The sequence below is a fragment of the Edaphobacter modestus genome, from assembly GCF_004217555.1.
GTDB lineage: Bacteria > Acidobacteriota > Terriglobia > Terriglobales > Acidobacteriaceae > Edaphobacter > Edaphobacter modestus.
Map to the genome: position 1 here is coordinate 407,243 of NZ_SHKW01000002.1, position 14,626 is coordinate 421,868.

Genomic DNA, 14,626 nt, shown 5'->3' on the forward strand with positions numbered 1-14,626 from the left:
GGGGCTTCTGGACAGGAGCCGTAAGCCAGACGGGTGACTCTCACGCAACTTCAGAGAACGCGATCCTAGCGCTTCGGAGCAAGCAACCGAGTTGGGGAGCACGGAAGCTAAAGGCACGCTTGGAGAAGGTTCAACCTCGTGTGAACTGGCCGGCAGCAAGCACCTTCGGCAACATCCGCACAGGGCCGGCCTAACTAATCCCAGGCAGAAGAAGCGCAGGACGACTCCTTGCTTGGAGCCCTTCTCTGAGGTCAACGCACCAAATCAGCTTTGGTGCATGGATTTCAAGGGCTACTTGGGGTTTGAGGCGCAGTGGAACGGAAAACCGGGTTAAGGTCTGTATGTTGCGCAATTACTGCAGTTTGCAGCAGTCCAGTAATTCCGGGGAGGATCGTGCCACGCTGGATTATTTCCTAAGCTTCGCATTAGCCACTTCCGTCAGTCGCCAAACGTGGTCTTCCTCTTTACCAATGAAGATACGCAACCCTGCATCCTCGCGGCGAGTCGCGCCACACCTCACTCCATCCGCAGCGCCTCCAGCGGCTCAATCGCCGAGGCCCGCCGCGCCGGAAAGTAACTCGCCAGCACCGCCGCCACCACCATCGCGCCGCACGCCGCAGCAAGCGCCGTCGCCGTACTCCACGACACCGCCGAGGCTCCCGCACCGGCCGTGTACATGCTGCTGTCCAGCAGAGAGCGCAGGAGCCGAGGCAGCATAAGGCTGGCTCCGGTGCCTACCACCAACCCCACCATCGTCAGTAACAATCCACGCCGCAGTACAAAGCCCAGAATCCTCGCGCGTGTAGCCCCCAGCGCAATTCGCACGCCGATCTCCCGCGTGCGCTCCGACACTTGGTAGCTCAGCAGGCCGAACAGCCCGATCACCGTCAGCACCAGCGCAAACCCCGCAAACACCGTCACCAGGGATGAGAAGAACTTCGGCCGCGCCAGCGAGTGGTCGATGATCGCCTGCATTGTCGTATAGCGCGAGATCGGAATCCCCGCATCCGCCTCGCGAATCGCAGCCTCAGCCCCGGCGGCCATATCGACATCGGCCGCGCTGCGTATCGCAAAGCTCGTGCGGAACCATCCGTTCAACGCCTTCATCGTCTTGTCCGGCTGCTGCTGAAACGCCTCGTAGATCAACAGCGCCGGCGGCTCCGCCAGCGAGTGCGAGCGCGCATCGCCCACCACCCCCACCACCACCGGCGAGCCCCCCACCGTGTCGCCCAGTCGGTCGATATGCTCGCCGATGGCGGACTTTCCTGGCCACAGCTTCTTCGCGAATGCCTCGCTCACCACCACCGCCATAGGGCCGCCCGCCTTGTCCGTCTCAGCAATATCGCGGCCCGCCAGCAGCAGCGTGCCCACGGCAGCAAAGTACCCCGGCGTCACCAGCCGAAGCTCTATGATGTACAGTTTCTGGTCCTTGCCCTTCGGCGGGATCGCGATATTCAACCCACGATCCAGGAGAAGCCCATTTATCGCGGCCACGTGCTTCACACCCGGCTCACGCTCCAGCCTTCCCAGCACCTTGTCGATAAACTGCGTCGTCGCCAGCGTCGAAGCATACCCCGCGCCCTTCAGGTTCACCTGCGCCACCGTCAGATGCTCCGGCTGCACTCCCGAAGGCGTTGCGCGCAGCCGCAGAAACACCGCCAGCAGCAGCGAAGCCGCCGACAGCAGCACCACTGCAATCGCCGTCTGCGAGACCAGCAACACTTTGCTCATACGCCCATCCGCCGCCGAAGCTCCCACGGTGTGCCCCGCCTTCAGATTCGCTGCCGTGTTGCGCCGCAGCACCATCCACGACGGAGCCAGCCCACACACCAGCGTCACCGCAAACACCAGCAGCGGCGTCAGCAACGCAGTCGCGGCTATGCTCGCACCCGCACGCAGAATCGGAACCGGCGAACTGGCCAACAGCACACGCAGCATCGGCACCGACGCCGCAATGCCCAGCACCGAGCCGCACATTGCCAGCAGAAAACTCTCTGCCAGCAGCAGCCGCACCACTGCACCCCGCGAAGCTCCCAGCGCGCTGCGCAGAGCCATCTCTCTCTGCCTCCGGCTCGCCCGCGCCGCATTCAACCCCGCAAGATTCAGGCACGCCACCAGCAACACCGCCACAACCGCGGCCGTCAGCGTAACGATGCTCGAGCGAACATTGCTCACCATCACCTCCCGCAGCGGCCGGACGACGAACACAGGCAACTCCTTCGAGACCGTCAGCCAATCCTTCAGATAAGGAAACCTCTCATAGAGCGGCTTATCCAGCGCGGATACCTCCTCCTGCGCCTGGGTCACCGTCACCCCATCACGCAGCCGCGCAATCATGTTGTAGTTCTTGCCCGGATATCCCGGGTTCTTCTCATCGAGCTTCAGCGGCTGCCACACATCGGCCACCGCACTCAGCGACCGCGGATCGTCGCTGCCGAACGCCATGCTCTCCGGCATCACGCCCGCAATCACGAAGCTCTCGCCGTTCAGGTGGACTACGCGGTCCACCACGCCGCGATCGCCGCCGAACATCCTCTGCCACAACCCATAGCTCAGGATGATCGCCTTCGGCCCGGTCGCGCGGTCCTCCTCCGCCGTAAAGTTCCTCCCCACCACCGGCACTACGCCAAGCGTCGGAAAGAAGTTGTGATCGACCGCCTGCACCGCGACCTGCACCGCACCCTGTGCGTTGTCATTACCCACCGCAAGGTTCGCGCCCGAGGTCGTATCGGCGTACACCGCAGTTGCCGCAAACGACCGCGCATGCTCGATCAGAAAGTCCGCCGTAGCGCCCGTCTGCTCATCGTTAGCCGGCTGCCCCGGCTGCGTAAACGCCACTCCCACCAGCCGGTCTTGCTGCGGATACGGCAACGGAGCCAGCAGCACCGTGCGTACAAGGCTCACCATCGTAATCGTCGCGCCGATCGCAAGCGCCAGCGTCACCAGCGCCGTCAGCGTGTACACCGGCGAGCGCCTCAACTGCCGCAGCGCAAAGCGCATGTCACGCACAACATCATCCACAAGCCGCACGCCGCGCCCATCGCGAACCTGCTGCCGCACCTGCTCCGCGCCGCCAAAAGATAAACGGGCACGACGCATCGCCTCAGCTTCAGGCACGCCCGCACGGCGATGCTTCTCCGCCTCACGCTCCAGGTGATACGCCAGCTCTTCGTCCAACTCGCCGTCGAACCTCTCGCGGCCCAGCAACACCCGCAGCCGATACAGCAGATCGTTACCCATGCGCCCGCTCCTTAAGTCGTGCGGAGAATCTCGCTCACCGCGACCGCCAACCGGTTCCAGTCGCTCGCCTCAAGCGCAAGCTGCTTGCTGCCCTTCGCCGTCAGCTCGTAGAACTTCGCCCTGCGGCTGTTCTCGCTGATCGCCCACTGTGCCTTGATCCATCCGCGCCGCTCCAGGCGGTGCAGCGCCGGATACAGCGACCCCTGCTGCACCTGGATCGCATCCCGCGACCTCTGCTGCAGCCGCTCCGAGATCCCCCACCCATGCATCGGTTGGAGCTCAAGCGTCTTCAGGATCAGCAGGTCCAGCGTCCCCTGCGGCAGCTCCAATCTCTTCTCGCCCATCACTCACATCTCCCCTGTTACTTCGACAACAGCAACCTAACAGAGCGTGCTGTCGAAGCGCAAGGGGGAAGAAATTGTGGAAGAAAGAGGGGGCCTTTGCCTTCTCGACCTAGGGCCGCAGTGCCTCGACCGCTTTAGATCCGTACTTGCGAACTTCAGCGATCGCACGTCCGACGGTTACTACTTTCTCCTGGACCATCACCTGGACCTGCTTGTGATCTCTGGTTTACTTGTGATCTTTTCAGGTTGAAAGACTGCAACCATCCTCGCAGCCAAGATGAATAGCCAAAATCGGGGTAGCCAAGTAGAGTTGGCATTCGCTCGTGTTGGCTAGATGGTTTAGAGTAGGTCGATTGATGTGTACCCATTTTGGCTAGCCTTTCCATTAAAGTCGCCCGCATCTACCTGCGCGTCAGCACGGAAGAGCAGGATCTCACTCGTCAGGCGGAGATTGAGCAGAGCACACGGGGTGCCGGCTACTACGTCGCCGGTGTATACCGGGAAAAGGCTTCAGGTGCTCGCTTCGACCGACCTGAGCTACTGCGAATGATCGGTGATCTGCAGCCCGGCGAAGTCGTTGTTGCTGAAAAGATCGACCGCATCAGCCGACTTCCCCTCCCGGAGGCGGAACAGTTGGTCCAGTCGATCCGGGCCAAGGGGGCGAAGCTGGCCGTTCCGGGTCTGGTCGATCTGTCCGACTTGGCAGCCGAGGCCGATGGTGTCGCAAAAATCGTATTGGAGTCGGTACAGGCGCTGCTTCTTAAGTTGGCACTGCAAATGGCCAGGGACGACTATTAGACGCGCCGCGAGCGGCAACGCCAAGGGGTCCAGCTCGCCAAAGCCGGAGGCAAATACGCCGGCCGGACACCTGACATCGCCAACCATCAACGAATCGTTGCGCTGCGCGGTGCCGGTCAAACCATCCAGCGAACTGCCGAGTTGACTGGTTCGAGCGCAAGTCAGGTCAAGCGAATCTGGGCAATTCATCTGGCCAAACCGTAAAGCGGTGCGTAGAGCTGTGTTTCCATCCAACTGGAAGCTAAGGAAAAGGAAAGCACGATGCCTGTTAGCTTCCTCTCGAACGAACAGCGCGAGAACTATGGCCGCTACACCGGAGTTCCTTCGCTTGACGACCTCGCCCGCTACTTTCATCTGGACGATGCCGATCATGCGGTGATCGCAAAAAAGCGCGGCGACCACAACCGGCTCGGCTTCGCCGTGCAACTCAGCACGGTCCGCTACCTCGGCACTTTTCTTGACGATCCGATGGCTGTGCCCGCGGTGGTACTTCACACGCTGGCTAAACAACTGTGCATGAACGTTGGGGAAGGCGGGTTGACTTACAGTGCCGGCGAACAGCGCTGGCTGCATGCAACGGAGATCCGCGTTGCTTACGGTTATGTAGAAATCACCGAGCAGAGGGCAGCCTTCCGTCTTACCCGCTGGCTTTATGCGTTGTGCTGGACAGGAACCGATCGGCCAAGTGTGCTGTTTGAGCGGGCGACTACATGGCTGGTGATGCACAAGGTGCTGCTACCAGGTTGTACGACCCTTGAACGTTATATCGCTCGCCTGCGCAGTCGGGTCGAGGAGAGGCTATGGCGTTCTCTCGCCGATGGCATTGGCAAGGAACAACAGACGAAACTTGAAGATTTACTGGCCGTGCCAGCGGGCAGCCGCGGTTCGCAACTCGACCGTCTGCGCACGGGACCGGTAACCGTGAGCGGTCCATCGTTGATTGAAGCCTTGCTGCGTCTGCGCTCGGTGCGCGAACTACGCATCAAATTGCCGCCGGCCACGCACATCCCGGCGGTTAGGATAGCAGCCTTGGCGCGTTTTGCCGGTGCCGCAAAGGCAAGTGCGGTTCTGCGCTTACCGAACCCACGCCGCTTGGCCACGCTGGTTGCCTTCGTGTATTGCCTGGAAGCGACCGCACTCGATGACGCGCTGGAGGTGCTCGAAGGCCTGCTGCGAGATTTGTTTGGTGATGCCGTCAAGGCCGACAAGAAATCACGCCTGCGTACGCTGAAGGATCTTGACCAGGCCGCGGCGACTCTGGCCATTGCCTGCCGCATGCTGATCGACCCTGAACTGCGGGATGCCGAGGTCCGCTGGCGGTTGTTTGAGGTGATCCATCATCGTTGCGGCTTCCCCGTACAGAATTTGACAAAATCGAGGGCATCTTCGTATTTTAGATATTAAGTCGAGGGTCTCCTCAATTTTTGGAGCTACGTTGAACTCATTGAATCTCGACTCAAAAAAAACCGCTCTCGTCATCATCGACCTGCAGAATGCTATCGTCGGCATGAATACTGCGCCCCATCCCGCCGCTCAGATCGTTGAAAATTCAAAAAAACTTGCCGAAGCCTTCCGCGCCAAGGGCGCATCGGTCGTTTATGTTCGCGTCGACCTGAATGATTTGCTAAAGTTTCAAGTCGACGAGCCGCACAACATGGGTGATAAGCCAATACCCGCTGTGGCCTCGGAGATCGCCGCTTCCGCGGGTTTCCAACCCAGCGACATCCTCATCACAAAGCGCCACTGGGGCGCCTTTGCCGGCACAGACCTTGAGCAACAGCTCAAGAGCCGTGGCGTCGACACAGTTGTCCTCACCGGTATCTCCAGTAACGTCGGCGTCGAATCCACCGCCCGCCAGGGCACCGGATTCGGCTTCGCCTTTGTGGTTGTCGAGGACGCCTGCTCTGCTCAGGACGCTGATCAGCACCGCTTCGCCTTCGAGAAGACCTTTCCGCGTCTGGCGAGGGTAAGGAAGACCGATGAGGTCATCGCTGCCCTTGCTTAAGGTGTCCAGTGAAATCGGAAGGGGGTATGCATCCCTCGTTTCCACCGTCGAATTGATCCGGCGTTTGGAGCCCTCGTGAGCCTCGATCCGGCTACCGACGTCGAGCAGGCAAATGAATCTTCTTCAAGGCATCACGCAGACTTCGGCTTTCGTTTCGTCACGCCGCTCGCGCTCGGGTCGACGCTAAATCCGATCAATTCGACGATGATTTCAACGGCGCTGGTAGCGATCGCGAGGGACTATCAGGCGAGCGTGACTCAGACCGGATGGCTCATCGCGGGCCTCTATCTAACCAGCGCCATTGCCCAGCCCGCGATGGGGCGCCTGGCGGACCTGTTTGGTCCGCGCCGAGTCTATCTTTTCTCGCTCTGTGTCGTGGCGGTCGCTGGCATGGCCGGGGCAATCGCTCCGTCATTGGGCACGCTGATCGCTGTCCGTGTCTTGCTCGGAATAGGAACCTCGGGGGCCTATCCGTCTGCGATGCGCATCTTCCGCACGCAGGCTGACCGTATTGGTGCGGACCCGCCGCGTCTCGCCATGGGCTTTATGTCGTTTGCCGGGGCCGCGACGACTGCCATCGGGCCTGTGCTTGGCGGGGTTCTGACCGGATACTTCGGGTGGCACTCGATCTTCACGGTGAACCTTCCCCTCTCGCTCCTCACCATCCTCCTCGTTCTACTGTGGGTTCCCAAAGATGAGCAACCCGCCGGCAGCTTTGTGCTCCTGTTGGAGGAACTTGATCTGATTGGCATCGCACTGTTCGCGGCCTTTCTGTTGAGCCTGATGCTGTTCCTGATGAATCTCGACCATCCCATGTGGCTGGTCTTGCCTGTTGCCGCCGTTTTTGGAGTCATGCTGGTCATTCACTCCTTGCGCCGAAAGCAGCCATTCATCGACGTGCGCATGCTGGTCCGCAACCGCCCTCTGACTGTGACTTATCTGCGTATTGCCGCGATCCTGCTGATCGTCTATTGCATCCTCTACGGCTTTGCTCAATGGCTTGAGGCCGGAGCTGGCTTCAGCAGTTCCAGAGCAGGCCTCGTCACACTGCCGATGTCCGTCCTAGCCGTTGTGGCGTCGCTCGCGGGCGCGCGCACCAAGGGAATCCGAACCCCCTTCATCGTGAGCACCGCAGCAGCCCTGATCGGCTGCTTGTGCCTGTTCCTTATCAACCACGAGACGCCTGTGTGGATGATCGCTGCGGCCGTCATGCTCTTCGGCCTGCCGACTGGTCTAGCATCCACCGCAACGCAGGCAGCGGTCTATATCCAGGCGCCGGTGAACGAGATCGGCACTGCCTCCGGCTTGCAACGAACGGCGACTTATATCGGCGCGATGACCTCGACCAGTCTTCTCGGTCTCATGTACGGTCGCCACGCGACCGACCACGGCCTCCATAACCTCGCCCTGGTTATGGGAGCGCTGAGCGTAGTTCTTCTCGTCGGAACTATCTTCGACAGAACGCTTCCGCGCGGTTACATCGGCTAACCGCTGGTGCACCGTGAGGTTTTCACTGAGCATTTTGATCGCTCTCTCAAGTCGGCCACAATGACGACATAAGGAGAGATTGCATCAACATGAAAGAATGTCTTCGCCGAATGCCAGAAACAAGAAGCATATGTGCCATCATTTCCGAGCGATGTAGATATCCATCTAAATTGGGACGATACCTATTTGAGACACTCTTCTCCCCAAACCCACTCACAGCAACCGCTCAAACCAGCCCTTAACGATTCAGCATCTTCCAAAGTTCGTTTGTACGCCAGGCTACCAAGTGGATGAACCTTGGTGAGGTGCCCGGAGTCATGCCGAAGGGTCTGAGTGTTCGCCGCTGCACAGTCTTGGTAAGGGACAGCGCGTACTGGTAATCGGGAGAGCGCCAACGCAGACCGAAGAACTCGCTCCGCCTCGGTTATATCGAGGCTCGATTCATTGCATCTTGCTAAGGTCATTGAAGGTGATCTTGCCTGGCCTTAGAAACAGCATTAGTAGGAGATAGGCAATCACCACCCACACGATGAGGACGAATCCATCTGACGTCGCCAGCGTGTAGGCCTGCGCCCGCACTTGCAGGCCAAGAATAGCGGCTGCACGTTGCTGTGCCTCTAGCCCATCCGTGGACCGCGACAGTACTCCGCCCGTCAGCATCCGTAACCGTTGATCGGTAAGCCAGCTCCCCCTTTGTACATAAAGTCCCAGCATGTTGGAGTGAAACTGCTCCCGCACGGCAATGAAGCGAGTCATAGCAGCTACGCCGATCTGGCCGCCGAAGAGTCTCATCAGGTGCATGAAGCCGGAGTATGTGGCGACGTTGGAGGCGCTTGTCAGCGCTCCCGATTCGAGCGCTTCTAAGACAATGCTACCGACCAAACCGATGTATGCGCCTGCCAATCCGAGAGACAGCAGAAGCTCCACTATTTCGAAGCTATTTCCTGACCACGAAGTATCCACGCGGGACCAAAGCCAACAGCATATCCCGCACATGGTAAGTCCCAGGACCAGGACCGGCCGCGAGTTCGTGTAGATGATGATTGTTGCCGCCACCCACACCATCGCGAACATCGGTAGGGCCACCCAGGCAAGCGCATGTCCGGTCTCCAGCGGCCGGTAGAGTTGAATGTTGGCGAGGAAGCCTGGTACAAGCACCATCGTGGCCAGGTGCATGAACTTGAACACGAAGATGGATGTGGCCAGGATGATGATGTTCCGGGTGTTCAGGAATTTTAGATTCACGATTGGATTGGGCTGGACGAGACGTCTCAGGATGGTTGCCCCAAACAGAAAGAGTCCTGCGACGAGCATGCCGACGATCGTAGCGGAGTTTAGCCAGTCCAGCCGCTGTCCTTGATCCAGAGCCCCGTATAAAAGAGCAAGGCTCAAGCTGAAGTAAGTGAATCCGCGCCAACTCGGCCTTGGTTCCGTATTGGTCCGATGTGGAATGCCGAAGTGGACACAGACCATCATCAATGGGGTGAATAGTGCGGCGGTCCAGAAGATCCAGCGCCAGGAAAGATAGTAGATGTACCATCCCTCCAGCAAAGATGCAAAGTTGCTGACGAAGACGATGTCCGCTGCATAGGCCGCAATCCCGAAGATGATCAGCCGCTTCGGAAGGTTGGTCAAGACGAAGGTCATCGTGAGGGAGTAGAAGGTGCCTGACGCGAGGCCTGCGACGATCACCGGCGCCAACATCACTTGGTAGTTCGGCGCAAAGGGGAGCAGAAAAGATGCTGCCGCGAAGATCCCAGCAGCGGGCAGGAGAATCCTACGCGGACCCCAGAAGGCGTTTACGAAGACGACAAATACGCCACTGAACATCGTCGCCATGTTGAATGCGGTTGGAAGCCAGGAGGCATCATCGAAACTTATGCCGAGGGCGCCTCGAAGATCGGGGAGACCGACGCTAAGTAATCGGCTGCTCAGTGTAGCGAGCCCCGCGCCCAAGAAGACCGCCAAAATTCCTACGTATGGGTTGGTGGTGGATTGGGGCTGAACCGGTTTTGAAGGGGGAGATTGACCTGGGGTCTCTGAGGTCGTCATTTAGAAAGGCCCTTTTCTTTGCACCTTCACGCGGTGGAAGTCGTAGGTTCGAATCCTGCTGTGCCCACATTCGAGCCCGGGCGGTCTTGTCTCACGGTGAAAGCCAGAGGGTGGATGAAGATGGTACATAGAACCGCGTCAGCACCCACGGTCAAAGGACTGACGACGGCGACTTGAAGAACCTCGGTCATCGATCTCTAGCTTGTCGTGATATTAGATACAGCGCAGCAACTGCGCCTATTACATAAAGCTGGTATCGCACGGCTAGGTTCTTGGTTATAGAGTTTTTTCAAGGACCAGTTTTAGGTGGTATCTGGCACTAGCGGTCGCATCTGCCGGGCAATGTGGATATTCCATGTTTCGATCGAGCAATCGAGTGTCCGCAGTATGAAAGCGTCTGATCGAGGTTTAGGGAACTCACTGCGGTTGGCATTTTGAAGTTTATAGGATTCGTACTTCTCGACGTGGAGCATCGTTCATGAAGCCGCAACCTGAAATCGGCGATACTCAGTTCTCGGGAGAAGAAAACAAACTTGCCGAACTTGAGCGTCAGAAAAGCATAATCGAGACTGAGGAACATCGCGGATTCGGCGATGCCATTCGCCTTATCCAGCTTAAGAGTGAGATGGAAGCTCTCGAAAAAAACATTATGCACGACGAGCGACGAGCCAAAGACAATCGTGCCGGATGAGAATAGTTATCCCGATACCGCTGGCCGAGTTTTAGTCTGACCGGTCCCGCCTCAACGGAAGTTACGAAAGGGAAAATTCTCCATGCAGCTAAGCAGTCAAAGCTTTCAAAACGGGAGTCCAATACCCGCCGAGTTCGCCTTCGGACGGATTGATCCGATCCACCACTTCGCGTTCAGCCAGAACCGCAATCCCCAACTCGAGTGGAAAGATGTTCCCGAGCCCACTAAATCCTTCGTCCTCATCTGCCATGACGTGGATGTCCCCAGCCGACCCGATGACGTAAACCAGGAGAGCCGCGAGGTTCCCGCTTCTCTTCCTCGTATTGAGTTCTTTCATTGGCTTCTCCTGGATATTCCCGTTGCGACTCGACAAATTGCTGCTGGCAGTTACAGCGACGGAGTAACGGCGCGCGGCAAGAAGGGCCCCGAGGCTCCTGACGGCCTGCGGCAAGGTATCAATGACTTTACAGGTTGGTTCGCGAACGACCCCAACATGAAGGGCACCTACTTTGGATACGACGGCCCCGCTCCCCCCTGGAACGACTCCGTCGTTCACCATTACATATTTACCCTTTACGCTATCGACGTGGCTAAGGTTGAAGTGAAGGGTGATCTCACAGGCACCAACGTCCGCGAAGCTCTGAATGGCCATATTCTGGCGCAGGCCAAGATCTCGGGCACCTATACGCTTACCCCCCGACTGGAAAGGTCTAAACACGACCTCTTGCAGTAAACTTCCCGACACGCACAGAAGGTTCGCATTTGATGAGACGTTCATGGAACGCCTCATCGAGTTCCTATGGGACCCTTCCGCGATTCATTGAGGACTGCTCGGATCGGCGAAAGCTCCACTGCTGGGAATGGTGCGCTGATCCTTTCGGCAGGTGACCAAGGAATCACAGCGTCCTCCTTTTCGTTACTTCGACAAGAGCAACCTCGCCGAAGTCGTCAAGAATTCTGACGCGTTGCATAGCGGTACGTGATGATGAGCGGTCTCCTTGCTTGGCTCATCTGGATATTGATCCACATACAGTCTCTGGCTGAGGGCAGCTTGCGGTTCAGCGTCTTTTTTCACTGGGTCGGGGACGTACCTCGGTGCAAGCCCGGCTGTCTTTGAAGTGCTCATAACTGCAAATCTGCGCCATCAGCTCAACATCATGCTTGCCATAAACATGTAATAGATCAAGGGTGTCCAGTGACATATTGTCTTATTCATAAAGTCGAGGTGGACCTCGATTATGGAGCTACGTTGAACTCATTGGATCTCGAACGACAAAAGACCGCCTTCGCATCCAACGGGCGTCCGGAACTGAGACGAGGCGTAGCGTTTCAGAAAAACACGTTGCACTCACATCATCCAGGAGTCTAGACATGCGATCTGTATCCGCGATTAAGGAAGAAACGCAAGCCTCATCTCATTTGACTGAGACTATCGTCGACAAATTAAGCAATCCCTCCACCTCTTCGGATTTTGATTTACATGCAGGAGTGAATCAAGTGCTTGCAGATGTGGGAATGTCAGCCGCGGACAGCGGTGGGCAACTAACTTTCTATGGCCAGGACCCGATCGTTCCCAGTCGGATCCGGTTTGCTACGACGGCAGGCATAGGACTTGCCGCAAAAACCATTGCTGCCGCGGCGATTTGGAGAGACCGAACCGGGCAGGGCCAGGACATTCATGTCGACATCCGAAAGGCGTATCGACGCTTCAGCGGCTTCTTCGATGGGATCTGGGAGACCATAAACGGGCGCTCTCCCGCAATGGGAGTCTTTGAAAATAGTCCCTTCTTAAAGTTTCCCCTCTTCCGTGAGACACGTGATGGCCGGCATATCACGTGTCTGAGTTTCTATCCTAAAGCGCATCAACGCGCACTCAAGTTCTTCCGTTGCAGCGACAGCCTCGAATCACTTCAGAATTCCATTCTGCAGTGGCGCGCCGATGACCTTGAGGTCGCTGCAGCGGAAGAGGGTTTGATCCTTGGCAAAGTTCGCACATTTGAAGAGTTCAGCAAAGAGCTGCAGTACACCGAAGTGCTTGCGAAGATGCCCCTGATCTCCGTCGAGAAGATCGGTGAAAGCGAGCCTGTTCCATTCAAGCCAGACGCCAAAGCACCACTTGACGGCATTCGGGCCTTCGGAATGGGCCATGTGATTGCTGGCGCTGGAATGGGGCGGGATCTGGCCTTCTATGGTGCCGACGTCCTGAATATCTGGAGGCCTGACAACGCCGAAGTAGAGGCCTTCTTCTGGGACGTTCAGGTTGGCATGCGTTCTACCATTCTGGACTCCTCTAAGGAAGATCGCGCCAAATTCGATACCTTGCTCAAGGATGCCGACATCTTCTTCGCAAACAAACGCCCTGGCTATTCGAAGTCCAACGGGCTGGATGCGGAAGAATTATGTGCGAAAAAGCCAGGACTGATCCACGCCAGCATCGTTCTTCACGGAGAAACAGGGCCGTGGTCGAACCGGCCTGGCTTTGACGAGACTGGTGCAACGGTGGCGGGTATTTTTGCTGCCGAAGGGTCTCTCGCCAGTCCGAAGCAGCCGCCTATTAAGCCCATCTGCGACAACGTTGTGGGCTGGCTCGGCACTGTGGGCATTCTCGCAGCGCTGCGCAGGCGCGCCGTGGAGGGAGGAAGCTACAAGGTTGTTGTCTCGCTCACTCGCACTGTGCTCTGGCAGCTGTCGCTCGGCCTCTTCGATAAAACTTTTGCGCAAACGGCGGCCGGCTCCACGGAAGAACGGACCAATGTCGCCCCGGATGTGTTCACCGCAGAGACTCCGCTCGGCACCTACCAGGGGCTCGACGAGCAGGTCTACCTGTCCAAATCACCCGGATCGTTTAGGACCGTGCTCGTTCCGCGAGGATCGAACAAACCTGAGTGGCGGAGTTGACTCGGATATTCGTATTCCATTTCGGACCGCCATCAGTCGGATTTGACAAGAGAGCGTGCAGGCAAAGGTAGGCGGTCAAGGGAACGCAATCGTAATTCTTGCGGCCCTCGCTGAGAAATTCAAACAACAAGGAGAATTATTATGGCAAAAATCGAAGAGATTCAGAATATAGCTATAGTCGGCACAGGAGTCATCGGTGCAAGCTGGGCGGCTTATTACCTGTCCCGCGGATTCAGCATAGTTGCAACCGACCCCGCGCCGAATGCGGAGGCTAATCTTCGCAAGTATGTTGACGAGGCCTGGACAATCCTCAGCAAAAGCGGCCTGTCCCCCAACGCTTCGCGTGCCCGGTTGAGCTTCGCGCCAAGCATGGCTCAGGCGCTCGCGAAAGCGGACTTTGTTCAGGAAAACGGACCCGAACGCCCTGACTTCAAGGTGAAGTTATTCGCAGAGATAGACGATGCCACCCCTGCTGGCTCGATCATCGCCTCAAGTTCCTCAGGCATCACGATGGATGTTATCCAGTCCGGGTGCAAGCGTCCCGAGAGGTGTGTGATCGGACATCCGTTCAATCCGCCTCACGTCATTCCGTTGGTTGAAGTGGTAGGCGGAGCCAAAACGTCGCCCGAAACGATCGAGAGGGCCATGGCGTTTTATAAGTCGATTGGGAAAAAGCCGATTCGTCTGTTTAAGGCGCTTCCCGGTCACGTCGCCAACCGGCTGCAGGCGGCTCTCTATAGAGAGGTGCTCTACCTAATTCAGCAGGGCGTACTGAGCGTCGCCGATGCCGACATCGCAGTGAGCTATGGGCCCGGACCTCGATGGGGCGTGATGGGACCTAGCCTCCAGTGGCACCTCGGCGGAGGGCAGGGCGGGATTCAGCATTTTATGGACCACATCATGGGTCCTATGGAGTCCTGGATGAAGGCTCTCGGCACCCCTGACATTACGCCGGAGTTGAAGCAGACCGTCATCGACGCCGTCCTGCAAATAGCGGGCAATCGCACGGTCGAGCAGCTGGCTGCAAAAGAGAACGAAGTCGTTACTGGGCTCCTCAGCAGTCGCACGAAGGCCGGTCTCTAGCCTTTGCTTCGAAGGACATTGAAAACA

At 57.9% G+C, this 14,626-nt stretch carries 10 protein-coding genes and 2 pseudogenes; 9 read left to right on the top strand and 3 right to left on the bottom strand.

Annotated elements, in window-relative coordinates; translation table 11 throughout:
• Positions 1 to 516 precede the first annotated feature (516 nt).
• Complete coding sequence (locus BDD14_RS27575; RefSeq protein WP_130424189.1) at positions 517 to 3,240, bottom strand: ADOP family duplicated permease; 2,724 nt, start codon at positions 3,238 to 3,240, stop codon at positions 517 to 519.
• Between the two features lie 11 nt (positions 3,241 to 3,251).
• Positions 3,252 to 3,584 carry a PadR family transcriptional regulator gene (locus BDD14_RS27580; RefSeq protein WP_130424191.1) on the bottom strand — a complete coding sequence of 111 codons (333 nt, stop codon included), beginning with the start codon at positions 3,582 to 3,584 and terminating at the stop codon, positions 3,252 to 3,254.
• A gap of 369 nt (positions 3,585 to 3,953) precedes the next feature.
• Here BDD14_RS27580 and BDD14_RS27585 point away from each other — a divergent pair, with 369 nt between their 5' ends.
• The 5 genes and pseudogenes from BDD14_RS27585 (at position 3,954) to BDD14_RS27600 (ending at position 7,875) form a co-directional block, all read left to right on the top strand.
• Positions 3,954 to 4,382, top strand: coding sequence for a recombinase family protein (locus tag BDD14_RS27585; RefSeq protein WP_479724025.1), 429 nt, complete (start codon positions 3,954 to 3,956; stop codon positions 4,380 to 4,382).
• A 72-nt stretch (positions 4,383 to 4,454) separates the two neighbouring features.
• Positions 4,455 to 4,586: pseudogene (locus BDD14_RS35080) on the top strand (helix-turn-helix domain-containing protein); the annotation flags it as partial.
• A gap of 57 nt (positions 4,587 to 4,643) precedes the next feature.
• Positions 4,644 to 5,717, top strand: a pseudogene (locus BDD14_RS27590) (DUF4158 domain-containing protein); the annotation flags it as partial.
• Between the two features lie 100 nt (positions 5,718 to 5,817).
• Positions 5,818 to 6,387, top strand: coding sequence for a hydrolase (locus BDD14_RS27595; protein WP_130424193.1), 570 nt, complete (start codon positions 5,818 to 5,820; stop codon positions 6,385 to 6,387).
• 75 nt (positions 6,388 to 6,462) lie between these two features.
• Positions 6,463 to 7,875: an MFS transporter gene (locus BDD14_RS27600; RefSeq protein ID WP_130424195.1), complete on the top strand. Its 1,413-nt coding sequence runs from the start codon at positions 6,463 to 6,465 to the stop codon at positions 7,873 to 7,875.
• A gap of 441 nt (positions 7,876 to 8,316) precedes the next feature.
• Here BDD14_RS27600 and BDD14_RS27605 read toward each other — a convergent pair whose 3' ends face one another.
• Positions 8,317 to 9,927, bottom strand: a complete 1,611-nt coding sequence (locus tag BDD14_RS27605; RefSeq protein ID WP_130424197.1) for an MFS transporter — start codon at positions 9,925 to 9,927, stop codon at positions 8,317 to 8,319.
• Between the two features lie 478 nt (positions 9,928 to 10,405).
• On the opposite strand from BDD14_RS27605, the gene BDD14_RS27610 reads away from it, so the two are divergent.
• From BDD14_RS27610 to BDD14_RS27625, 4 genes are all read left to right on the top strand, one after another.
• Positions 10,406 to 10,618 (top strand): hypothetical protein, encoded by a 213-nt coding sequence (locus BDD14_RS27610; RefSeq protein ID WP_130424199.1) that lies wholly within the window; start codon positions 10,406 to 10,408, stop codon positions 10,616 to 10,618.
• 82 nt (positions 10,619 to 10,700) lie between these two features.
• Positions 10,701 to 11,351 carry a YbhB/YbcL family Raf kinase inhibitor-like protein gene (locus BDD14_RS27615; protein ID WP_130424201.1) on the top strand — a complete coding sequence of 217 codons (651 nt, stop codon included), beginning with the start codon at positions 10,701 to 10,703 and terminating at the stop codon, positions 11,349 to 11,351.
• Between the two features lie 764 nt (positions 11,352 to 12,115).
• Positions 12,116 to 13,516, top strand: a complete 1,401-nt coding sequence (locus BDD14_RS27620) for a CoA transferase (protein WP_207231909.1) — start codon at positions 12,116 to 12,118, stop codon at positions 13,514 to 13,516.
• Between the two features lie 141 nt (positions 13,517 to 13,657).
• The gene (locus tag BDD14_RS27625) at positions 13,658 to 14,599 is read left to right on the top strand and encodes a 3-hydroxyacyl-CoA dehydrogenase NAD-binding domain-containing protein (RefSeq protein WP_130424205.1); all 942 of its coding nucleotides are present in this window, start codon (positions 13,658 to 13,660) and stop codon (positions 14,597 to 14,599) included.
• Positions 14,600 to 14,626: the final 27 nt, after the last annotated feature.

Bases quoted from the DNA above. Each gene is read 5' to 3' on its own strand.
- BDD14_RS27610 (WP_130424199.1), top strand. From the start codon at position 10,406: ATGAAGCCGCAACCTGAAATCGGCGATACTCAGTTCTCGGGAGAAGAA.
- BDD14_RS27625 (WP_130424205.1), top strand. From the start codon at position 13,658: ATGGCAAAAATCGAAGAGATTCAGAATATAGCTATAGTCGGCACAGGA.
- BDD14_RS27575 (WP_130424189.1), bottom strand. From the start codon at position 3,240: ATGGGTAACGATCTGCTGTATCGGCTGCGGGTGTTGCTGGGCCGCGAG.
- BDD14_RS27615 (WP_130424201.1), top strand. From the start codon at position 10,701: ATGCAGCTAAGCAGTCAAAGCTTTCAAAACGGGAGTCCAATACCCGCC.
- BDD14_RS27580 (WP_130424191.1), bottom strand. From the start codon at position 3,584: ATGGGCGAGAAGAGATTGGAGCTGCCGCAGGGGACGCTGGACCTGCTG.
- BDD14_RS27605 (WP_130424197.1), bottom strand. From the start codon at position 9,927: ATGACGACCTCAGAGACCCCAGGTCAATCTCCCCCTTCAAAACCGGTT.